The organism is Arthrobacter sp. B0316-5-4, from assembly GCF_059090325.1.
Genome location: NZ_JBNHFN010000002.1, coordinates 729804 through 751740 on the forward strand (window position 1 = coordinate 729804; position 21937 = coordinate 751740).

22 protein-coding genes are annotated in these 21937 nt (G+C 62.6%); 9 read left to right on the top strand and 13 right to left on the bottom strand.

Features of this window, described 5'->3' with window-relative positions; genetic code table 11:
* Position 1: 1 nt before the first annotated feature.
* Both AC5RU9_RS07660 and AC5RU9_RS07665 read right to left on the bottom strand, forming a co-directional pair.
* Positions 2–319 (bottom strand): DUF6504 family protein, encoded by a 318-nt coding sequence (locus AC5RU9_RS07660; RefSeq protein ID WP_494015948.1) that lies wholly within the window; start codon positions 317–319, stop codon positions 2–4.
* Between the two features lie 79 nt (positions 320–398).
* Entirely contained in the window at positions 399–1454 is a 1056-nt protein-coding gene (locus AC5RU9_RS07665) for an FAD-dependent monooxygenase (RefSeq protein ID WP_494015949.1), read from the bottom strand.
* Positions 1455–1512: 58 nt separating this feature from the next.
* On the opposite strand from AC5RU9_RS07665, the gene AC5RU9_RS07670 reads away from it, so the two are divergent.
* Together AC5RU9_RS07670 and AC5RU9_RS07675 are read left to right on the top strand one after the other, a co-directional pair.
* Complete coding sequence (locus tag AC5RU9_RS07670; RefSeq protein WP_494015950.1) at positions 1513–2049, top strand: TetR/AcrR family transcriptional regulator; 537 nt, start codon at positions 1513–1515, stop codon at positions 2047–2049.
* Positions 2050–2096: 47 nt separating this feature from the next.
* Entirely contained in the window at positions 2097–2486 is a 390-nt protein-coding gene (locus AC5RU9_RS07675) for a hypothetical protein (RefSeq protein WP_211712258.1), read from the top strand.
* A 3-nt stretch (positions 2487–2489) separates the two neighbouring features.
* Here AC5RU9_RS07675 and AC5RU9_RS07680 read toward each other — a convergent pair whose 3' ends face one another.
* The gene (locus AC5RU9_RS07680; protein WP_494016071.1) at positions 2490–3236 is read right to left on the bottom strand and encodes an SOS response-associated peptidase; all 747 of its coding nucleotides are present in this window, start codon (positions 3234–3236) and stop codon (positions 2490–2492) included.
* Between the two features lie 169 nt (positions 3237–3405).
* Here AC5RU9_RS07680 and AC5RU9_RS07685 point away from each other — a divergent pair, with 169 nt between their 5' ends.
* From AC5RU9_RS07685 to AC5RU9_RS07695, 3 genes are all read left to right on the top strand, one after another.
* The gene (locus AC5RU9_RS07685) at positions 3406–3663 is read left to right on the top strand and encodes a mycoredoxin (RefSeq protein WP_018777778.1); all 258 of its coding nucleotides are present in this window, start codon (positions 3406–3408) and stop codon (positions 3661–3663) included.
* 141 nt (positions 3664–3804) lie between these two features.
* A complete protein-coding gene (locus AC5RU9_RS07690; RefSeq protein ID WP_494015951.1) occupies positions 3805–4890 on the top strand; it encodes an S-(hydroxymethyl)mycothiol dehydrogenase in 1086 nt (361 codons plus the stop codon).
* The gene (locus tag AC5RU9_RS07695) at positions 4887–5528 is read left to right on the top strand and encodes an MBL fold metallo-hydrolase (protein ID WP_494015952.1); all 642 of its coding nucleotides are present in this window, start codon (positions 4887–4889) and stop codon (positions 5526–5528) included. The genes AC5RU9_RS07690 and AC5RU9_RS07695 overlap by 4 nt, the downstream gene beginning before the upstream one ends.
* Before the next feature lie 8 nt (positions 5529–5536).
* Here AC5RU9_RS07695 and AC5RU9_RS07700 read toward each other — a convergent pair whose 3' ends face one another.
* From AC5RU9_RS07700 to AC5RU9_RS07715, 4 genes are all read right to left on the bottom strand, one after another.
* Positions 5537–7864 carry an FdhF/YdeP family oxidoreductase gene (locus AC5RU9_RS07700; protein ID WP_494015953.1) on the bottom strand — a complete coding sequence of 776 codons (2328 nt, stop codon included), beginning with the start codon at positions 7862–7864 and terminating at the stop codon, positions 5537–5539.
* A gap of 83 nt (positions 7865–7947) precedes the next feature.
* Positions 7948–8697 carry a lipoate--protein ligase family protein gene (locus AC5RU9_RS07705; RefSeq protein WP_494015954.1) on the bottom strand — a complete coding sequence of 250 codons (750 nt, stop codon included), beginning with the start codon at positions 8695–8697 and terminating at the stop codon, positions 7948–7950.
* Entirely contained in the window at positions 8697–9500 is an 804-nt protein-coding gene (locus tag AC5RU9_RS07710) for a thioesterase family protein (protein ID WP_494015955.1), read from the bottom strand. Before AC5RU9_RS07710 ends, AC5RU9_RS07705 begins: the two co-directional genes overlap by 1 nt.
* A 31-nt stretch (positions 9501–9531) precedes the next feature.
* On the bottom strand, positions 9532–10008 hold the full coding sequence (locus tag AC5RU9_RS07715) for a DedA family protein (protein ID WP_494015956.1): 477 nt from the start codon (positions 10006–10008) through the stop codon (positions 9532–9534).
* Between the two features lie 92 nt (positions 10009–10100).
* On the opposite strand from AC5RU9_RS07715, the gene AC5RU9_RS07720 reads away from it, so the two are divergent.
* Positions 10101–11063, top strand: coding sequence for a hypothetical protein (locus tag AC5RU9_RS07720; RefSeq protein ID WP_494015957.1), 963 nt, complete (start codon positions 10101–10103; stop codon positions 11061–11063).
* Here AC5RU9_RS07720 and AC5RU9_RS07725 read toward each other — a convergent pair.
* Together AC5RU9_RS07725 and AC5RU9_RS07730 are read right to left on the bottom strand one after the other, a co-directional pair.
* Positions 11060–12562, bottom strand: coding sequence for an FAD-dependent oxidoreductase (locus tag AC5RU9_RS07725; protein WP_494015958.1), 1503 nt, complete (start codon positions 12560–12562; stop codon positions 11060–11062). The genes AC5RU9_RS07720 and AC5RU9_RS07725 overlap by 4 nt on opposite strands.
* A gap of 106 nt (positions 12563–12668) precedes the next feature.
* The gene (locus tag AC5RU9_RS07730) at positions 12669–13151 is read right to left on the bottom strand and encodes a DNA alkylation repair protein (protein ID WP_494015959.1); all 483 of its coding nucleotides are present in this window, start codon (positions 13149–13151) and stop codon (positions 12669–12671) included.
* A 60-nt stretch (positions 13152–13211) separates the two neighbouring features.
* On the opposite strand from AC5RU9_RS07730, the gene AC5RU9_RS07735 reads away from it, so the two are divergent.
* On the top strand, positions 13212–14300 hold the full coding sequence (locus tag AC5RU9_RS07735; RefSeq protein ID WP_494015960.1) for a PDDEXK nuclease domain-containing protein: 1089 nt from the start codon (positions 13212–13214) through the stop codon (positions 14298–14300).
* Here AC5RU9_RS07735 and AC5RU9_RS07740 read toward each other — a convergent pair.
* Positions 14297–15271 (bottom strand): dienelactone hydrolase family protein, encoded by a 975-nt coding sequence (locus AC5RU9_RS07740; RefSeq protein WP_494015961.1) that lies wholly within the window; start codon positions 15269–15271, stop codon positions 14297–14299. The genes AC5RU9_RS07735 and AC5RU9_RS07740 overlap by 4 nt on opposite strands.
* A gap of 145 nt (positions 15272–15416) precedes the next feature.
* Between AC5RU9_RS07740 and AC5RU9_RS07745 the strand changes: the two genes are divergently transcribed.
* Both AC5RU9_RS07745 and AC5RU9_RS07750 read left to right on the top strand, forming a co-directional pair.
* The gene (locus tag AC5RU9_RS07745; protein WP_494015962.1) at positions 15417–16910 is read left to right on the top strand and encodes an exodeoxyribonuclease VII large subunit; all 1494 of its coding nucleotides are present in this window, start codon (positions 15417–15419) and stop codon (positions 16908–16910) included.
* 169 nt (positions 16911–17079) lie between these two features.
* Entirely contained in the window at positions 17080–18309 is a 1230-nt protein-coding gene (locus tag AC5RU9_RS07750) for an HNH endonuclease (protein WP_494016072.1), read from the top strand.
* On the opposite strand, the gene AC5RU9_RS07755 is transcribed toward AC5RU9_RS07750, so the two are convergent.
* The 3 genes from AC5RU9_RS07755 to nrdE all read right to left on the bottom strand — a co-directional run bounded on the left by AC5RU9_RS07755 (position 18306) and on the right by nrdE (position 21926).
* Entirely contained in the window at positions 18306–18647 is a 342-nt protein-coding gene (locus AC5RU9_RS07755) for a YciI family protein (RefSeq protein ID WP_494015963.1), read from the bottom strand. The genes AC5RU9_RS07750 and AC5RU9_RS07755 overlap by 4 nt on opposite strands.
* 69 nt (positions 18648–18716) lie before the next feature.
* A complete protein-coding gene (nrdF, locus tag AC5RU9_RS07760; RefSeq protein WP_011775019.1) occupies positions 18717–19691 on the bottom strand; it encodes a class 1b ribonucleoside-diphosphate reductase subunit beta in 975 nt (324 codons plus the stop codon).
* Positions 19692–19784: 93 nt separating this feature from the next.
* Complete coding sequence (gene nrdE, locus AC5RU9_RS07765) at positions 19785–21926, bottom strand: class 1b ribonucleoside-diphosphate reductase subunit alpha (protein WP_494016073.1); 2142 nt, start codon at positions 21924–21926, stop codon at positions 19785–19787.
* Between the last annotated feature and the right edge of the window lie 11 nt (positions 21927–21937).

Genomic DNA, 21937 nt, shown 5'->3' on the forward strand with positions numbered 1-21937 from the left:
TTCACGCTGCTTCGTCGGGCTCAACGGCGCGTGCCGGTGCTGCATCGTGGATGCGGAGGAGCCGCCATCGCCCGCTGCCAAGGTGGCGGACGATGTCCAGGGTGATGGTGTTTTCGAGTTGCACGCGCCAGATTTCGTGGTCGACCAGCCCTGCTCCGCTGCCGATGGGTGCACGGGTTTCCTCTGCCCACCACTTGCGTCGTTCAAACCATCGGTCCGGCTCTCCCGCAACTTTGTAGCTGGTTCCCTTAAACGTTACTTCCTGTGGTTGGCCTTGGTCTGTGCAGATGACGTCCACTGATTCGCTGAACAGTCCCATATCCACACTCCTTGCGCCTCAACCCATATTCGAAAGTATGTTCGAATACTTCCAGTTTACGACGCTGCTCCGACAAAACCTACTTCGAAGTTTTTGCTTTTCCCTGGACCCGGGAGACCTGCCTCCCCGCCTGCTTCAGCAGGGAATCCCTTAGGGGTTGCATGCGCTGTGCGAGGGCAATCCTGCCTATCAGGGCCGAGGCCAACCGCATTTGCTGGGTGCGGAACACGCGTTTCCTTTCATAGCCGGCGAGCGCCTCCTCCAGCGGCAGGTCATTGAGCAGCCTGCCTAGGGTCACGGCATCAATCAGTGCTTCGCAGGCGCCCCTACCGAGGTTGGGCGTCATGGCGTGGGCGGCATCTCCGAGCAACACGACGCTTCCCTTCACATAGCGGGCCATGGCAGGGGTGGTCCAGATGCGTTGGGCCAGTGAATTTTCCGGAGTTGCCCGGGAAAGCACGTGTTGCACGGCCGGCGAGTACTGGGCATAGCGGGCCCTTGCTGCCCCCAGCGCTTCTTCGACGTCGACCCGCCCGGGACCCAACGGCGATCTGAAGGAGGCGTACCAGTTGGTTCCGCCCTTGGCGGGGGCCAAACCGAAGATCTCTCCCCGGCCCCAGTACTCTCCAACATCTTCCGGCGATGGGACCAGGGGTACAACTCCGCGGACTGCCAGGAAGGGCGTGGCCCTGGCGGCGCTGCGCTTTCCCCATGCGTACTGGCGAACCACGCTGTGGACGCCATCCGCGCCGACCGTCAAACCCGAGGGAGCGGGAACGCCTTCCACCCTCTCCGTAACCCTCCGAACAACACTTGGCACAGCGGAGTCCAGCAGGCTGAGCAGTTCGGTCCGCGAGACCCCAAGCAAACCCTCGCCCTCCATGGACAATGCCGGCTCTCCACCCGGATGCCGGAGGGCGCCCGCGGTGATAATGGCGCCCCGGTCCCTGACGGCCCCGAGGATCCCCAGTTCCGAAAGGGCCCGCTGGGCTTCGGGCCACATCGCCAGGGTTGTCCCCACCGTGGGGAGGTAGGGCCTCTGCTCGTGCAGGGTGACGCTGAATCTTCCGGGGTCCAGCCGCGCTGCGAGCGCGAGCCCGGCTATGCCGCCGCCAATAATGTCTACGTTTTCCATGCGGTCACTGTACTACTACATTTGTAGTGGTGCCAGGGGTTGAAGCTAGACTTTCGCCATGCCTGACCGACGTACACAGTTAGCCGACGCAGCGCTCGCCGTTGTCTCCGCCCAGGGACTCAAGGGACTCACCCACCGGGCCGTCGACGCCCAGGCCGGCGTCGCCGTCGGAACTACCTCGAACTATTTCCGCAGCCGCGCCGCCTTGGTCAGCGCCGCCGTCGACCGCGTCGAAGAGCTGGACAACCTGCTTCTGCAGCAGGGCCGTTTTGAGGTCCCGACGTCGGTGCCCGCCTTGGCGGGTCAACTCGCCACCTCACTCATGGCACTCGCGCACGAAAACGCTGAACTGACCCGGGCCCGGTTTGTCCTCGCCCTCGATCAACCGGACGTTGTGGCAGCGGGCCACGAAAGGATGCTTTCCGCCTTGGCGCAGGTTCTCGAAACCATGGGCATAGCCGATGCCAGGGCACGGGCGGAAGCAGTGGCGGACTACAGCGACGGGCTGGCCATGCACACCCTCACCGCACGCCGGGGACAAAGCCTTGAGCCCACAGTCGTGGCAAGCAACGTCCAGCGCCTCCTGGAGGGCTGACCGGCAAAGGGGTGGACGGCAGCGGGTCCGCAGAGCAGGATTATGGCATGAGCACCAATGACGCACTCCTCAAGCAGGTCAACATCTCAGCCTCGGACGAGAACCTGGTGGCACGGTTCGAAATCGACGGCAACATACCGGGCTCCGGCGCCTACGTCGTGGGCCTTGTTGCTGCCAGCGAAGACTACTCCTCCCAGCGAAGGCTTGGCATCGAGTTCATGAACGGCGAAGCGATCTCGTTCTACTCGTTCAACCACTCCCTCAGCGCAGAGGAAAACTACGACATCAAGGGCGTGGAGCACTCCGGAAACGTCATCACAGGCAGTTTCCCCCTCTCCGCCATCCATGGGCTCAGCAAAGGCCATGTCATGACAGCGTTCAGCGAAGCGGACGGCCGCGAGTTCCAGTCCGGCGTTCCAGTGAACGAAGCTCTCTGACTGCTAGAAGAGCCCTTCCACCGGTTCAATGAGTTCCGGTGAGTTGTTGCGGACATTACCGACGGCGGCGCCCACCGGGTCAATTGTCCAATCGGCTGCCGCGTCGTGTGCCCTGGAGCGGACCAGCTCCACCAAACCTGCCGCATCCTTCTCGCGCGGATCGAGCCACGCTTCCATTGTTTCGGCTCCCATGGGCAACGGAACACGATCGTGAAGCGCTGTGAGCTCGTCGAACACCGAGGCGCTGCGCCGGGTCCGGGCTGATTCGGCAGTCGGTGTGTCGGCGGTCAGGATGGACATGGAAAGCAGCCAGCGTCCGGGGTCGTCAGGTGAAGCCGACTGGTCCTTCCACCACTCATACAATCCCGCAAAGACCAGTCCGTGCCCGTCCCCCGGGTGCACGTAATAGGGCTGCTTGCTCTTGCCCTCCCCCTTCTTCCACTCGTAGTAGCCATCGGCTGGGACCGCGCACCGGCGGGCCACGGCAGCCTTCTTGAAGGAGGGCTTCTCCAGGAGGGTCTCGCTGCGGGCGTTGATCAACCTGGCGCCACCCTTGGGATCCTTGGCCCATGAGGGGACCAGCCCCCACTTGGCAACATGCAGCTGCCGCTTCGGGTTATCCTCCACCAGGCGCTCCAGGACGATGGGAACCGCGTCCGTCGGGGCCACGTTCCACGACTTTTCAAGGGCGATCTCGTTTTCAAGTTCGGCGTCAAAATCGGCGAGCAGGTCCCCCACCGCACGGGCCATCACATAGCGTCCACACATGCGAACAGTCTGCCCTCTCCCGAAGGAACGCACCAGCGCGGACATGTGATGTAACGTGCACTTCCCGGCCGCACGGGAATTATTCGGCGCCGGGTTACCGTTGTTACGAACGAACCAACCCGCGAAAACGACCATTACTGAGGAGAGCTCTGTGGACTTCACTCCCGACTCCGGCACCATCACCATGTTCTCGACCACCTGGTGCGGTTACTGCAACCGCCTGAAGAAGCAGCTGGACGCCAAGGGCATCGGCTACACCGAGATCAACATCGAAGAAGTCGATGGCACCGCCGAACTCGTCGAGCAGCTCAACGGTGGCAACCGCACCGTTCCCACCGTGCTCTTCCCCGACGGAACCGCTGCCACCAACCCCTCAGCCTCCGAGGTTGAAAGCCGACTCGCAGCCTAAGGCTCACGTACACCCTGAAGGGTCCGCACGGAACAATCCACTAACTGTCTGCCACCTGTGATAGACAGATTGGGAATCCGTAGCGGGCCCTTCTGCAGTTAGCCGGGCCCGCTCTCCGCGAGCCCGAAGGGAACCCTCTCCATGGTCCACGCAGTCAAAGGCGTAGTCGTCCGCTCCAAAGGCGCACCCGCAACCCTCGAAACCGTGCTGGTTCCCGAACCAGGGCCCGGTGAAGCACTCGTTGACATCCTCACCAGCGGCGTCTGCCACACCGACCTCCACTACAAACTGGGCGGCATCAGCGACGACTTCCCGTTCCTGCTGGGCCACGAAGCCACCGGCGTCGTCAGCGCTGTGGGCCCCGACGTCACCGACGTCGCCCCCGGCGACCGCGTAGTCCTCAACTGGCGTGCAGTCTGCGGAAACTGCCGTGCCTGTAAGCGCGGCCAAGCCCAGTACTGCTTCAACACCCACAACGCAACGCAAAAGATGACCCTCGAAGACGGCACCGAACTGTCGCCGGCCCTGGGCATCGGAGCGTTCATCGAAAAGACACTCGTTGCTGCCGGCCAGTGCACCAAAGTAGACCCCGACGCCGATCCCGCCGCCGTCGGCCTGCTCGGCTGCGGCGTCATGGCAGGTTTGGGCGCCGCGATCAACACCGGCGGCGTCAAGCGCGGCGATTCAGTCGCCGTCATCGGCTGCGGCGGCGTGGGCGTAGCAGCCATCGCCGGCGCTGCGCTCGCAGGGGCCACCACCATCATTGCGGTGGACATTGACGCCAAGAAGCTCGAACGCGCCAAGGAACTGGGCGCCACCCACACCGTCGATTCCTCTGCCGGGGACCCCGTTGAGGAAATCCGTGCGCTTACTGGCGGTTTCGGAGCAGACGTGGTGATTGACGCCGTCGGCCGTCCTGAAACCTACAAGCAGGCCTTCTACGCCCGCGACCTCGCCGGAACCGTTGTCCTCGTGGGCGTCCCCACGCCCGAGATGACGCTCGAACTGCCGCTGCTGGATGTCTTTGGCCGTGGCGGGTCGCTGAAGTCCTCCTGGTACGGCGACTGCCTGCCCTCCAGGGACTTCCCCATGCTGGTTGACCTCTACAAGCAGGGCAAGCTGGACCTTGATGCCTTCGTCACGGAGCGCATCACCATCAACCAGGTGGAAGAGGCGTTCGACAAGATGCACCAGGGAGCCGTCCTCCGATCGGTGGTTGAACTGTGAACGCCGAAACCAACCCCACGATCGATCGCGTCGTAACGTCCGGCACCTTCTCCCTCGACGGCGGCACGTGGGATGTGGACAACAACGTGTGGATCATCGGTGACGCCGACGAGTGCATCGTCATCGATCCCGCCCACAATCCCGCCGCGATTGTCGAAGCCGTCAACGGCCGCGCAGTGAAAGCCATCCTGCTCACTCACGGCCACGACGACCACATCCGCTATGCCGGCGAATTCCGGGAACTCACCAAGGCGCCGGTCTACCTTCACAAGGACGACTGGATGCTCTGGCGCGATGTCTTCCCCGGCACCGATCCTGACAACTCCATCGCTGACGGAGATACCTTCACCGTCGCCGGGGCAACCCTGGAAGCCATCCACACACCCGGCCACTCGCCGGGTTCGGTCTCATTCCACCTCCCCAGCGAGGGAACGCTCTTCAGCGGCGATACCCTTTTCCAAGGCGGCCCGGGTGCCACCGGACGGTCCTACAGCGACTTCCCCACCATCATTGAATCCATCCGGACCAGGCTGCTGTCCCTGCCCGGGGATACAGTGGTCCGCACTGGACACGGGGATACAACCACCATCGGCTCCGAGAGCCCGCACCTGGACGAATGGATTGCCCGCGGACACTAGTCCCGCACTCACCGGCCTGAGCCGGCTGGCGTCCCAAAGTCCGGAGCGTCAGCTGGCTCAAGCCGGATAACCACGGACTTGGATGCCGGCGTGTTGCTGTCCTCAGCCGTGGAATCCAAGGGCACCAGGACATTCGCCTCCGGAAAGTAGGCGGCTGCGCAGCCACGCGCCGTGGGGTATGAAACCAGGCGCAACTGGCGCAACACGCGGTCCTTACCGTCGTCGGCTTCGCTGTGGACGTCAACGTAGCCGCCATCCTCGAATCCCAGTCCGGCAAGATCCTCCGGACTGACCAACAGCACCATGCGGCCCTTCTTGATGCCACGGTAGCGGTCATTCATGGAGTAGGTGGTGGTGTTGAACTGGTCATGCGAACGGATGGTTTGAAGGAGCAGGCGGCCAGCCGGTACCCCGATGGTCTCCAACTGGTTCACCGTGAACATGGCCTTCCCCGTGGCTGTCGGGAAAGTCCTGCTGTCCCTGGGTCCGTGGGGCAGCACAAAGCCGTCCTTCTCGCGAATGCGCGTGTTGAAATCCTCAAACCCGGGAACCACCCGCGAGATGTGGTCCCGGATGGCGTCGTAGTCGAACCGAAGCCCGGCCCAATCAACCGGCACCTTGTGGCCAAGGACTGCCTGGGCCATGCGTGTAACAATGGCGACCTCGGACAGCACGTCCTTGGCAATAGGTTCAAGTGGACCGGCCGAACGGTGCACCGCACAGACAGTATCCTCCACGGTCACGAACTGCTCCACACCACGCTGCAGGTCCTTTTCGGTACGTCCAAGAGTGGGCAAGATCAGCGCCTGCTCACCCACCACCACATGTGATCGGTTCAGTTTGGTGGAGATCTGGACGGACAGGCGGGTCCGGCGCACAGCGTCCTCGGCCACCCCGGTATCGGAGATCGCGTGGACCAGGTTCCCGCCGAGCGCCACCAGGACCTTGATCCGGCCGTCCCGCATCCCGCGGATGCTGTCCACGGCATCCAGGCCGGGCTTCCGCGGCGGGTCAAAACCGAACTCGTCCTGGAGCGCGTCCAGGAACCGTGGCGGCATCTTCTCCCAGATCCCCATGGTCCGGTCACCTTGGACGTTGCTATGGCCACGGATTGGGGAGGGGCCCGCACCGGGTTTGCCGATGTTGCCGCGAAGCAGGAGGAGGTTGATGATCTCCTTGATGGTGGCCACGGCCTTCTTGTGCTGAGTGATGCCCATGGCCCACGTAATGATGACCCTGTCAGCCCGGAGGTACCTTTGTGCAAGTTCATCGATCTCGCTGCTGGCCAAGCCCGTGGCCGCCAGGACGTCCCGCTCAGCCAACGTTGCCAGGTGCGCTGCGAAGCCAACAAATCCCTGGCAATGTTCATCGATGAAAGTACGGTCGAGCACCGTGCCGGGAGCCGCGCTTTCCGCATCCAACACACGCTTGGAAACGGCCTGCAGCAACGCCATGTCACCGGCAAGCCTGATCTGCAGGAACTGGTCCGCGAGGTCGGTTCCTTTTCCGAGCAGGCCGCGGGGACTCTGCGGGTTCCGGAAATTGATCAGCCCGGCTTCCGGGAGCGGATTGATGGCAACGATGTCTGCTCCCGCCCGTTTGGCTTCCTCCAACGCAGTGAGCATCCGCGGATGGCAGGTACCAGGGTTCTGGCCCATGATGATGATCAGGTCGGCCTTGGCAAAATCGGCATAGGTGATGGCGGACTTACCCACGCCAATAGTCTCCCCCATCGCAACACCGGTGGAGTCGTGGCACATGTTGGAGCAATCCGGGAGGTTGTTGGTCCCGAAAGCGCGAACGAAAAGCTGGTAGAGGAAGGCGGCTTCGTTGCTTGTCCGGCCACTGGTGTAGAACGTGGCCTCGTCCGGGGTGTCCAAGGCATGCAGTTCCTGGGCGATGATTCCAAACGCCTGGTCCCAGCCGATGGGGACGTAATGTTCCGAACCCGCGGCCTTGTACACCGGTTCGACCAGCCTGCCCTGCTGTCCGAGCCAGTATTCCGAGCGTTGACCCAGCGATTGGACGGTATTGTCGGCCCAGAACTGGGAAGGAATCCTTAGTGGTTCGGCTTCCCAGCCGATGGCCTTGGCGCCGTTCTCGCAAAATTCCGCCGCCTTGCGTTCCGGCGGGTCCGGCCATGCGCAGCTCATGCAGTCGAAACCGTCCTTTTGGTTGACTGCTGTCAGCGTCTTCCACGCCCGCGAAGGCCCCATGTACGCCATGGCATGCGGAAGCGTTTCGCTGAGGCTGGGCAGACCGGCCGCGGACCTTTTCGGCGGGCCGACGCTGAGCCCTACGTCCGAATCCTCCAGGGGTTCCTTCTTGCGGCCCATCGTTCCACCACGATTCCCGTGATTAGGTAGCTGATTCCCTCAGCCTAAACCCGGTATTCAAGCGACTCAACGGGGGGCGGTGGCTAGCCCACAAGAGTCCGGAAGTCGCCGTCGAGCACGTCGGCGTAACCGCGGTAGGCCTCAATCACTGCGTCCTCGACAGTCTTTACATCCAAGTGCGGCAGCAGGTCGCTTGCAGCACCAGCGGTGGCCGGATCCCAGTCCAGTCCGAGGGCTGCGTAACTGGCCGTCAGGACCTCGCGGATGGGCTGCGAGTTCTCCACGACAATCACTGAACTGAAGAGCCAACCGCCGGAGACCACCCGCTGGGCCGTGCCGATCAGCTTGATCCGGTGCGCGGGGAAGTCCGGGTCCTCACCGTGGACGCTGAACTCACCGGGGCAGTACTCTCCGGGGATCTCGCCGACGGCGGCATGGATGCCAACGCTTCGCAGCGCACCGGCCAGCAACTCGCCGAATTCTGAAAACCGGGCCTTGGCCCGGACGATGGCGTCCGGGTGTGGCTCCACATGATCGATTACCAACGAGCCCTCATGGTACGCGGCCGCCCGGCCACCGGCCTTCCGGACCAGGGGCTCGAACCCAAGCTCGCGGCAGGCCTCTTCGGCTGCGGCGAAGCCTGGCAGGTTCGCGTCGCGCTGGCCAAAGGCCACCGTCGGCTTCGGGCGGTACAGCCGCAGGGACGGCCCCAGTTGCCCACTCCGGGTCCGTTTCAGGAGCTCCAGTGCGAAGTCGAGGTCCTCTGCAGCCCCCATGGATTCGGGCTGACGGTAAGCAGTAAGCTGCCCGCGCTCCGTCGTGGCCGCGTGCATCAACTCTTCCTCAGGGTCAGGATCTGCTCGGCCCGGCCGAAAGGCCCGCTGATGTCGTGAAGCACAGTGGATGTCAGGCCAATACCGTCCGCGCCGAAGGAGACCTTGTTATCCAGCCCCAACCACTCGCCGGCGGGTGCCCTGTACATGTGGATCTGCAGGTCAACGTTGGGGAAGATGTAGCTGTTTTCGCCGGGCGGAACACGGGCGGCGATGCCGTTGGCCGTATCCACCAGGCCCATCAGCCGTGCCAGGTCCGTGCTGTCATCCCGATCGGTCAGCGGGTGCGAGGTCCGGATCCACACCCGGCCGGAACCCGGACGGTGCCCTTCGGCCAAGCGCATTTCCAAGGAGCGGATATAGCCGCCGGGCCACACGCTGGCGCCGTCCCATGGTTTGCATTCGTCCGGAGCGGGCATCGGCTCATCTTCAACAGCGGCCACTGCGCTGGTGTCACTGGTAATCATCCGCCACGCAGCGGCACGGATGGCCACACGACCTCCTGCGGAGAGTTCGGCCTGGATGAGTTCGATAGTCCGGCCCGCCCTCAGCGTTGAGGTGGTGACCTGGAACTCGCCGCCGGGAATCAAGCCCAGAATTTCGTAACTGATCCGTGCCAGACGAACATCATTCCTGGGCTCGTGCCGGACCAAAGCATCAGCGATGATGCCAGAGGCCGGAGCCATGTGCTGTTCGTGCGGATTCCAGGCACCCTGGGCGTGGATCGTCGAGCGGTAGCGCCCCGCGCCCAACGATTCGTAATAGAAATCGCCATCCGCCAAATCCGGTAATGCAGTACTCAATCCAAGCCTTTCGCCGATCCAGCTGTAGAACTCAGACCACTGTATCCGCTGATTTGGCCGCTGCCCGACGCCGGCGGAACACAACAACCCAGACCACCACCGCTGCCAAAGCGGCGATGCCCAGCGCAGCACCCACAGGGGACGCCGCTGCCACCGCCAGCCAGGCTTCCAAGGCGGCGAGGCCAATGGTGGCGTACAGCAGGGCCCAGACCACCGATCCAATGACGGCTGCCGGCAGGTAGCGGCGCAGCGGCATACGGGCCGCGCCGGCTGCCAGGTTGATGGCTGTCTGCAAGCCAATGGTCAGGAAGGAAAGCACGACGGCGTACGGCCCCCACCGCTGGATGAGGGCTTGTGCGCGGGCTGCTTTGGGTCGCTCCAAGGAGTTGCCGAAGCGGGTGTGGGCAAACCCGGCAACCGCTCCCCGGCCAATCCAATACGTGACATTGACGCGGATCATGACAATGGCGAAAAGCGCCGCGAGGGCGACGCCGAAGGGCAAGCTCATGATCTGGTCCACTCGACTTAGGCTACCCTAAGCACTCGCCCTCTGCGGATTTGCTCCGCTGGGTTGGCCTGAGGGAACCCTAGGATGGGTCCATGGATCTCCGCGACGCCGCCCAGGAGCTGTACGCCGCTTTGCCTCGCGACTTCACAGCCCAGCGCACGGCGTTGGCCCGAAAGGCCAAAGATGACGGCGAAAAGGACCTGGCCAAGGAGATCGGCAGCCTACCCAAGCCGGCCGCGGGCGCCTGGGCCATCAACATGCTGGCCGTTCACAAACCCGAGGTGATTGACGGCGTCGTACGTTTTGGCGTGTCCCTCCGATCTGCGCAGGAAGCGTCGGACGCAGAAGCTTTCCGCTCACTCGGACAGCAACGCCAAGGTGAGCTGACGTCGGCCGTGCACGCAGCCAAAGACCTGGCGGGCGAGCTGGGAGCGCGGCTGAGTGCGGCAGCGGCTGCCGACGTCGAACAGACCCTCAGGGCGGCGATGGCTGATGCCGGAGCCGCCGCGGCCGTGGCGACTGGCAGGCTGGTACGGGGGCTGAGCGGGAGCGGATTCGAGTCAGTGGACCTGACGGATGCGGTGGCTGCGGCCAGGCCCGGGGACACAGTTGTTGCGGAAGCCGAAGCTGCGCCGAAAGAGGCGGCCACACCAAAGAAGCGGAATAGGCCGGAGCCTCCCAAGGAAACACGGGCGCCCAAAAAGGCATCCCAGGAAGAAGCTACCTCCTTGGCCGATCGGCGGGCAGCCAAGCGGACGGCGGCGCTGGAAGAAGCCCGCACCGACTTCGAGGCGGCCGATCATGAGGCTCGGGAAGCCGAAGGAGCGGCGGCCAAGGCGTGGGACGTCGTGAAGGACCTGACGGACCGGCGGGCGAAACTCAAAACCGACATCGAGGAAGCCAAACGCCGCCTGGCGGAGCTGGAGGCCGAACTGATCGGCCTCACCAGGGACGCGGACACCGCCGAATCCACCAAGAAGCTCGCGGTCAGGGCCGCGACGCAGCAACGCCGCACCGCGGACCAGGCCCAACGACGCGTAGAGCGGTTGAGTTAGTCCTTCTTCTTGACCGGCGACTTTTGCAGGTGGTGGGTTGCGGGCCCCTCAAGGTACTTGCCCTCCGGAGTGAACCGCGAACCGTGCAACGGACAGTCCCATGACTTCTCCGCATCGTTCCAACCCAGCAGCCCGCCCAGGTGCGCGCAGCTGGCGGACACCATGCAGACTTTTCCGTCCACGGTGGACACAGCCGCTGGCTCGCCCTTATAGAGGCCGACGACGCCGCTCCCCTCGGGCGGGTGGGTTTCGTCCGTGATCTCCGGGTTGGCTTTGACCTTGGATTTGTCCTCCACCATCCTGCGGGCGATGTCCGCGTTATGCCGGATGGCTTCGGCCGCCCCCTTGGGCGAGGTGACCCGGTGGTGGATGGTGGCGGCCCAGTCAGAGTGGCCGCCCAAAATGTCCGAAGTGATGGACAGGGCCGCCGCAACCCCGTTGCTCATGCCCCATTTGTTGTATCCGGTTCCGAAGAAGATCCGCCCCTTGCCGCGGGGAAGTTTGCCAAAGAAAGGCATGAGGTTGGTCGCCTGGTAGTCCTGGGCGGACCACGTATGGGTGACCTCGGCCCCCGGATAGTGCTGGCTGGCCCATCCGAGGAGATCGTCCAGATGTTGTCGTGGCGATGTCGCCCGGCCACCAGCATGCCCGTAACCGCCCACCAGCAACAGTTCCGCCTCCGCTGCCGGGTAGGTGCGCTGGGACCGCGTGGGCGAATCAATGGACAGGTACATGCCTTGGGGAATGGCAGCCGGCACCCTCAAAGCGGCCGCGTAGGATCGGTTCGGCTCCAGCTTGGCGAAGTACAGGCCGCGGTCCAGGATGGGTGTGCCCGTCGCGAGAACCACTGTGTCCGCGGTGAAACTGCCCTTCCTGGTGGTGACGCTCAGGGGACGGTCGCCACTGACGTTTTGAACCTGCACACCTTCAACAACCAGGCCGCCATGTTCCCGGATATCCCGGGCCAAGGCATCCAGGACCTCCATGGGATGGATCTGCGCCTGGCCCTCAAGTTCCAGCGCCTCCACTACCTTGAACGGCAAGCCGGCGTCACGGCTGAAATGGACATCCAAGCCCGCGTCCCGCGAGACCGCAGCTTCCTTCCGGAGCCGCTGGCCGCCGTCGTCGGTGGTTGCGAAGGTGATGGCAGTACGGCGCTGGAACGGGACAGCTTGCTGCTCCATGTACTGGGTGAGCCACGCCTGCCCCGTCTTGTTGGCCTCCACATACGCCTGCACCACCTTCAGCGGGTACTGGCTGCGCAGGGCTGACAACGCGCCGCCTTGCAAGAGGCTCAACTTGCCGGTGGTGTTGCCTGTGGTCACCGCCCCCAGCGTTCGGGCTTCGAAAACCGACACCCGCTGGCCGGACCGGGACAACAACAGTGCAGCCACCATCCCCGTAATGCCCGCTCCCACCACTATCGAGTCAAAGTGCTTCTCCTGTGGAACGGGATCGGACTTAAAGACGGATTCCCTTTCCAACCACAGTGATTTCATCGAACAACCTGCCTCTCAATTCACGGAATTGGCACGTGGCATGTGTTGATGGAAACGGTAGGCGGCCCGCTGGTGCTTATCAAGGGGCTAGGGTGCGGCTCAGGGCTTATTCCGCGGCGGCAAGGCCAGCGGCATATTGCAGTTCAAGGTCCGGGTCGCCTGCCCACCGCTCCAACACCCGGTCAGCCCTCTCCCTTGCCAAACCCTCAAGCCTGGCCAGCAGTGGCCGCACCACATCTTTGGCCAGGGGATCCACCAGTTCCCGGGTTCCGGCCCGCCGGATAAAGCCTTCAATGCGGGTCAGGTCCGTGTTGACCAGCAAAGCTACCTTGCTCTGGAGCAGGACCACCGCTGCCAGCCGCCGCTCGAACACCGGCTCTTCCCACAGCTCCGAGCTCAGTGCCGTGATGTCGTCGTGGCTGAGATTCTTGTATCGCTTCAGGGCGTCCCGGACTGTTCCGCGTACTGCGCCCACCGATGCTCCATAGACTTTCAGGCCTTCGCCGAGGCGCTCGCTGAGCTCGGCAGCTTTCTCCCAGGTCGATTCCATCTGCAGCGTGTAGTCCACGAATTCACCAGCCTCACTCACCCGCCTATTTTGTCAGAGCCTCCCCCTACCGTGGTTTTACCAGCCACTGACAGGAGACATATGCCGTCCCAAGAGCTCGCCGCCGAGGCGTCATTCCCAAGTGTTCCCGCCGCATCGTCGATGCCCGACTGGTACCCCACCCTGCTCAACACCGTGGCGCGGGAAGTCCGCGTGGGCCGCACCCGGGCGATGGCGGCGGCCAATAGCGAGCTGTTGAATTCCTACTGGAGCATCGGGCGGCAACTGGCCGAACGCGAATCTGAGCAAGGCTGGGGCGCTAAGGTGGTCACGCGGTTGTCTGCCGATATCCGCACGCGGTTCCCCGAAGCGAAGGGCTTCTCCCCCAGGAACCTGCGGTACATGAAGAGCTTCGCGCAGGCGTGGCCGGACTTTCCAATGTTGCAAGCGCCGCTTGCAACATTGCCCTGGTACCACCAGATCGCCCTGCTGGAAAAGCTCGACGACGCCGCCACGCGCCTTTGGTACGCCGCGGCCGCTGCCCAGCACGGATGGTCGCGCAACGTTTTGACGCACCAGATCTCCACCCGATTGCACGAGCGCTCCGGGCAGGCCATCACCAACTTCGCTTCCACCATGGTCCGTGCGGACTCCGACCTCGCGCAGCAGGCAACCAAAGACCCCTACGTTTTTGACTTCCTGGCCATGACCGATCGACACACCGAGAGGGATCTGGAGGTCCAGTTGGTGAAGCATGTGGAGAAATTCCTGCTGGAGCTGGGCCAGGGTTTCGCCTTTGTTGGCGAGCAGGTCCGGCTGGAAATCGCCGGCGACGAGTTCTTCGCGGACCTTCTCTTCTACCACCTGAAGCTGCGCTGCTACATGGTGATTGAACTCAAGGCAGTGAAGTTCGAACCAGGATTCCTGGGGCAGTTGGGCATGTACATGGCCGCTGTGGATGACCTGATGGCGCATCCCGACGACAAGCCAACCATTGGTTTGCTGCTGTGCAAGGAGAAGAACAGCGTGGTGGCGGAGTACGCGCTCCGTGGCTTCAACGCACCCGTGGGCATCGCGGAATGGAAAACGTCCCTTGCCGACTCATTGCCGGACGAGTTGGTGTCCAGCCTGCCCAGCATCGAGACGTTGGAGGCAGAGCTCGCGAGCGAAGCCGCCCGGTTGCGCGGCTAGACGTTCTCCTCGAACCACGCCAGGGTGTCGTTCCAGGCCGCCGTGGCCTGGGCTTCCACGTAGCGGTCACTGGTGTCGTTATGGAAGGCATGGTCCACGCCGGGATACACCTTGAGCTGGTGCTTGACGCTGGTCTTGTCCAGCGCTTCCTGGAGTTGCGGCATGGGGCCCGTGATTCGCGCATCCTTCTCGGCATACACACCCATGACTGCCGGTTTGATGGTGGGCACCTTAGCCAAGTCCGGGGCCGGGCCGTAGAAGGCGCTCGTTGCTTTGAGTCCTGGAATCTCTGTGCTCGCCCGCCATGTGATGCCGCCGCCGAAGCAGAAACCGATCATGGCGATACGGCCCTGCTCCACGAAGCCCTGGCCGTTGAGGTACTCGAAGGCGGCTTTGAAATCACCCACATGGCGTGCTGCGCCGGCCTGGGTCAGTGCACCAGGAACGGCATCCGGGTCCATGTTGGCCGTGCCGCCTTCCCTGCTGAGAAGGTCCACGGCCAGCGCGACGTATCCTTGCTTGGCGAAGCGTCGGCCTACGTCTTGGATATGCGGCGTCAGGCCGCGGTTTTCGTGGCAGATCAGGACGGCGGGGTGTTGCCCTCCGTCCTCGGGCCGGGCCAGGTAGCCACTGATTTCCGTTCCTTGCGACTGGAAATTGACTGTGTCCGTGGTCAGCCCCGCTGCGCCTTCCGGGACTGACAAAGGGCTCTTGGCGTTGGGCACGGCTGTGGTGGCAGTGCCGTTGGAGGCCGCAGATCCGGTGGCCGTTGGTGTCGGCATCGGATCCGTTCCCCTCGGTATCTCCTGCGGTGTACAGCCCACCAACGTCATGGCCGCCGCCGTGGCGGTCATGCTTCCCATGATGAAGGCCACCCGCCGGGTGAACGTCCCGTGCGACATTTCGCCCGAGCGGTAATCGTCGTAGAACTCCTCGATCAGGTACTTCTCAAACTTCTCAAGCTGCACCATGGGACGTCCTTTCAAAGTTGGCCTACATCTTGCCCTGAAGATGGGACGCGGACAAGGGTGGGACGGTTCATACCGTCAGAAAGGGCCGCCCCACATCACTACTATTCAGACGTAACCACGACCCGGCGGAGGGGAGCATTCGGGAATGACGGGAATCGATATCGGATTGGAAGATTGGACGCCATCGGCCAAAAGTGTTCAACAGGTCTATGAGGAGATTCGCGGTCCCCTGCAGGCGCTGGCCCTCACCGTCATTGCCGAGTGTCGGAACGCAGAGCCCAAAGCATCGGGATGGACCTTTGACCTGGTGACGGTGAATGGCGAGCGGACCTACGTCCTCCCAGCGAGGGTGTGGAATGCCGAACTGACTACCATCAAAAGGGCCTTCGATGCGGCTGGAGAGAGCTTCAACGCGGCCATGATTGACGGCATGGAGCTGGAGGTTTCCGGACAACTGCGAATGTGGCCCGAGACCGGCGACATCTATTTGAAAGTCACTGACATTTCTTCGGATTTCTCCCTCAAAGGTGCGATGCTGCTGAAGGATCGCCTAACGCTTCAAGCGCTCAAGGAAGACTTTCCGGGTCACTCGAGACTCCACGCCGATGATGACGCCATATATGAGGGCGCCAAAGGTGGTTTTTCGTTGGGACGATTACGCAAGATCACTGTGATCTCGCCGGAAAAATCTCAGGGCGTCGAGGACTTCAAGCACCACCTGAGCATTTCGAAGAGTGGCGAAAAGCCGGAAATCACGTATCGTCACATGAGCTTGAGTGGTCAGTCGGCAGCCGCGACCCTCCGAACCTACTGCGATGAAGCGCGCAGGAACGGTCATGATCTTGTAGTCATTACGCGAGGCGGCGGGCACTGGCGGTCCATGCGGGGGTTCCAGGATGAAGAGTTGGCCCGGGCCATCCTTGAATCGCCCGTGCCCGTTATCACCGGCATAGGGCACCGTGAGGATGTTTCCATCGCCGACCGGGCAGCCATCGCCTCCTTCACAACCCCAACCGCCGCCGCGGTGGCTATCACGACCCCCGCAGTCAGCGCCGCGGCACCTGGGAAAAAGTACCCGACGTCCTTCAAGGAAAGCCTTGGCGCCGAGCGCCGAAAGGTTGCCAGGCTCGATAGAGAACTATCAGCCGTCAAGCACTCCCTCGCCGTTTCCCGAACGGACTTGGCAACGGCCAATGCGGCCCTTCACAGGTATGAGGCGGACCTTGGAGCAAGCAACGGCGCGCTCAGGGAAAGCTGGGCCTCGCATATCGCCTCTGACCGTCAACACGGACGTGACCTGCTTGAGCTGGCAACACGCCGAGTCCGTGGATACTCCTGGTTGCTGACCATGGCGACGCTGGGCTTGGCAGTCACGCTCGTGCTCAACTCAGCGCTCATTGCCTCCTGGATCGCTGGTTCACATGATGACGGGATCGGGCCTTGGCTGGCCATTGGGACAGTAGCCGTTTCGACAGCTGCCCTCTCGGTGCAGTTCTCTTCGCGAAAGCATCTGAATGCAAAGCACAGAAAACCCCTGAAGCGACCACCGGAATCTGTCCGCGAGTGGGAGATCCGAATCATAAACGTACGGACTGTTCGTGCACTCCGAAAATTACTGCACCATCTGCCGATGGGCTAATCCCCCGATAGCGTTTGGCTCGACAACTGAAGCCTCTAAAAATGTCGGTGCTACCTGCCAGAGTGTGATCATGGAGCAGATCCGGGAGAGGCAATCAACAACAGCTGTTGCATCACTGCCTTTTCCTTCCGCAGGGGAATCACTCCAGCCTGTCCCCCGGCGTTCAGTGATGCCGCACGCGGTCGGCAACGCTCCCCGCACCATCAGCAGCGATCTCATAGACCAGTTGCGGGTGCTGGAGGATATGAAGTCGGCGATTTCGAGTTTGCAGGCCAAGATTGCTGTGGCTTTCGATTTGGCCCAGCGACAGGAACAAGCCCGGAACGGTGTCCCGGCTTCGGAGCGGGGCAAGGGCGTTGCGGCGCAGGTGGCGTTGGCCCGGCGGGAATCCCCGAACAAGGGCTCCCGGCTGCTGGGCCTGGCCAAGGCCTTGGTCACGGAGATGCCGCACACCATGGCCGCCCTGGAATCCGGGCAGTTGAACGAGTGGCGGGCCACGCTGCTGGTCAAGGAAACCGCGTGCTTGTCCGTGGAGGACCGGGCCGCGGTGGATGCCGAACTCGCCCCGGACGCCGGGACGTTCGATGGTGCCGGGGACAAAGCCATCACCGCAGCCGTCAAAGCAGCCGCGTACCGGCGGGACCCCCGCTCGGTCACCGAACGCGCAGCGCACGCCGCGTCCGAGCGGTATGTCAGCCTCCGCCCGGCACCGGACACCATGACCTACCTGACCGCCTTGCTGCCCGTTGCCCAAGGAGTCGCAGCCTTCGCGGCACTCACCCGCGCCGCCGGAACGGCCCGGTCCGACGGTGATACCCGGTCCAAGGGCCAGGTCATGGCCGACACCCTGGTCGAACGGATCACCGGGACCGCGGCCGGGTATTCGGGAATCGACCTGCAACTGGTGATGACCGACCGGACCCTCCTGGCCGGGGACAGCGAACCGGCACGGCTGAACGGGTACGGGATCGTCCCCGCCGGGTGGGCCAGGGAACTCGTAGCAGCCGAACCCTCCGGCAGGGACCAGGAGTACTACATCTGGCTACGCCGGCTTTACACCGCCCCAGGGACCGGTGAACTGCTCGCCACCGACTCACGGGCACGCTTCTTCCCACCAGGAATACGACGCCTCATCGAAACACGCGACAACACCTGCCGCACCCCCTACTGCGACGCGCCCATCAAACACCTGGACCACATCATCCCGTGGCGTTCAGGCGGTCCCACCACGGCCGAGAACGGTGCCGGACTCTGCGAAGCCTGCAACCACACCAAAGAACACCCCGGCTGGAAGGCGGCAACCGAAGCAGGAAGCCGGCACGCATTCACCGTCACCACTCCCACCGGGCACAGCTACCAATCACAAGCACCCCCACTGCCCGGATACCGAAGAACTTAGCTCGCAGGATCGTACTGGAACTCCCGCAGTTCCTGGGAACATCGGCACGCAGCAGCAATTCTTGCTGCCCACTCGATGGCTGCTTCACGGGTCGGCAACTCAAGAACTGTGTAACCACCGTTGGGCACCCAATGACCCGGATAGGTACCAGGCTCCACGGCGCCGTCCGCCGCGACGCGAACCGGCTCGACGTCCTCATTGATGCCGCCACCGAAGACGTAAACGCCTGCTTCTTTAGCCTCTTCGATCACTGCGTGCGCGGCGTCGGCGACAGCCTGGAATTCCCCTTCAGGGATCACCATGGCTTCGCTGGGAAATGAAATCAGATACTTAGTCATCCAGGCCTCCGTTGATGGTTAACGTCAAAACCCCTGGCGCGTGGTTGCGTCAGGGTCTTTGTCAGAGGATTAGAACTCCCAGTCCTCGTCCTCAGTGTTGACAGCCTTGCCAATCACGTAAGACGAGCCCGAACCGGAGAAGAAGTCGTGGTTCTCGTCAGCGTTCGGGGACAGGGCCGACAGGATGGCCGGGTTCACGTCGGTGACGGAAGCCGGGAACATGGCCTCGTAGCCGAGGTTCATGAGGGCCTTATTGGCGTTGTAGTGCAGGAACTTCTTGACGTCTTCGGCCAAGCCGACACCGTCATAGAGGTCGTGCGTGTACTGGACTTCGTTTTCGTACAGCTCGAAGAGCAGCTCGAACGTGTAGTCCTTGATTTCCTGCTTGCGGGCCTCGGAAACCTTCTCCAGGCCCTTCTGGAACTTGTAGCCGATGTAGTAACCGTGCACGGCCTCGTCGCGGATGATGAGGCGGATCAGGTCGGCCGTGTTCGTGAGCTTGGCACGTGAAGACCAGTACATGGGCAGGTAGAAGCCGGAGTAGAACAGGAAGCTCTCCAGCAGGGTGGAAGCAACCTTGCGCTTCAGGGGATCGTCGCCCTGGTAGTAGTCCATGACAATCTGCGCCTTCTTCTGCAGGTTCTCGTTTTCGAGCGACCAGCGGAAAGCGTCGTCAATCTCCTTGGTGGAGCACAGGGTGGAGAAGATGGACGAGTAGGACTTCGCGTGCACCGACTCCATGAAGGCAATGTTGGTGTACACAGCTTCTTCGTGCGGGGTGATCGCATCCGGAATCAGCGAAACAGCGCCGACCGTGCCCTGGATGGTGTCCAGCAAGGTGAGGCCGGTGAAAACGCGCATGGTGAGCTGCTGCTCATCCGGCGTCAGTGTGTGCCACGACTGGACGTCGTTGGACAACGGCACCTTTTCCGGAAGCCAGAAGTTGTTGACCAGTCGGTTCCAGACTTCCACGTCTTTGTCGTCCTGGATCTTGTTCCAGTTGATGGCCTCGACGTGTGTCAGCAGCTTGACCTTCTCGGTCATGTCATCCCCTTAAGCGGTGGGTAGTTCTTTAGGTAAGCGTACGACGGCGGGTGGTGGCCCGCCGTCGTACTCTTTGGTTTTCAGCGTGGTTGATTACAGCATGCAGCTGACGCAACCCTCAACCTCAGTCCCTTCCAGCGCGAGCTGGCGGAGACGGATGTAGTAGAGGGTCTTGATGCCCTTGCGCCATGCGTAGATCTGCGCCTTGTTGATGTCACGCGTGGTGGCGGTGTCCTTGAAGAACAGCGTCAGGGACAGGCCCTGGTCCACGTGCTGCGTGGCAGCGGCGTAGGTGTCGATGATCTTCTCGTAGCCGATTTCGTAGGCATCCTGGTAGTACTCCAGGTTGTCGTTGGTCAGGTACGGAGCCGGGTAGTAGACGCGGCCGATCTTGCCTTCCTTGCGGATTTCGATCTTGGCGGCCACCGGGTGGATCGACGAGGTGGAGTTGTTGATGTAGCTGATGGAACCGGTAGGCGGTACGGCCTGGAGGTTCTGGTTGTAGATGCCGTGCTCCATGACGGAAGCCTTCAGCTCGCGCCAATCATCCTGGGTGGGGATGTGGTGGCCGGCGAAGAGCTCGCGAACGCGCTCGGTCTCCGGAGTCCACTCCTGCTCGGTGTACTTGTCGAAGAACTCGCCGCTGGCGTACGTGGACTTCTCGAAGCCGCCGAACTTCTGGCCGGTCTCGATGGAGAGTCGGTTTGAGGCGCGCAGAGCGTGGAACAGCACCGTGTAGAAGTAGATGTTGGTGAAGTCCAGGCCCTCTTCGGAACCGTAGTGGACGTGCTCACGGGCAAGGTACCCGTGCAGGTTCATCTGGCCGAGGCCGATCGCGTGGCTCTGGGCGTTGCCCTGGGCGATCGACGGCACCGAGTTGATGTAGGACATATCGGATACAGCGCTGAGGGCACGGATGGACGTCTCGATGGAGAGCCCGAAGTCCGGCGAGTCCATGGTCTTGGCGATGTTCATGGAGCCGAGGTTGCAGGAAATGTCCTTGCCCACGGTCTCGTAGCTGAGGTCTTCGGCGTAGATGGACGGCGAGGAAACCTGCAGGATCTCCGAGCAGAGGTTGCTCATGGTGATCTTGCCGTCGATCGGGTTGGCCCGGTTTACGGTGTCCTCGAACATGATGTACGGGTAGCCGGACTCGAACTGGATCTCCGCGAGGGTCTGGAAGAACTCGCGGGCGCTGATCTTGGTCTTCTTGATCCGGGAATCATCGACCATCTCGTAGTACTTCTCGGTCACCGAGATATCGGAGAACGGAACGCCATAGACCTTCTCGACGTCGTACGGCGAGAAGAGGTACATGTCCTCGTTCTTCTTGGCGAGCTCGAACGTGATGTCCGGGACCACGACGCCCAGGGAAAGGGTCTTGATACGGATCTTCTCGTCGGCGTTCTCGCGCTTGGTGTCCAGGAAGCGGTGGATGTCCGGGTGGTGTGCGTGCAGGTAAACGGCACCTGCACCCTGGCGGGCACCGAGCTGGTTTGCGTAGGAGAAGCTGTCTTCGAGGAGCTTCATGACGGGGATGACGCCGGAGGACTGGTTCTCGATCTGCTTGATCGGAGCGCCGTGCTCGCGGATGTTGGTGAGCGAAAGGGCTACACCGCCGCCACGCTTGGAGAGCTGCAGTGCGGAGTTGATGGCGCGGGCGATCGACTCCATGTTGTCTTCGATGCGGAGCAGGAAGCAGGAGACGAGCTCGCCGCGCTGGGCCTTGCCGGCGTTGAGGAACGTGGGGGTGGCCGGCTGGAAACGTCCGTCGATGATTTCGTCGACGAGGCGGTTGGCCAGGTCTTCGTTGCCACGGGCAAGGTGCAGGGCAACCATGCAGACGCGGTCTTCGTAGCGCTCAAGGAAACGCTTGCCGTCGAAAGTCTTCAGCGTGTAGGACGTGTAGAACTTGAAGGCGCCCAGGAAGGTTTCGAAGCGGAACTTCTTCTTGTATGCGCGGTTGAAGAGGTCGCGGATGAAGTTCATGGTGTACTGGTCGAGCGTTTCGCGCTCGTAGTACTGGTTCTTCACCAGGTAGTCGAGCTTCTCTTCCAGGTCGTGGAAGAACACGGTGTTGTTGTTCACATGCTGCAGGAAGTACTGGTGCGCAGCTTCACGGTCGGCTTCGAACTGGATCTCACCGTTGGGGCCATACAGGTTCAGCATGGCGTTGAGCTCGTGATAGCCCAGGCCCTTATAGGCCTCAGGCAGCGGCTTCTTGGCCGTGTCCACAGCGCCCCCGG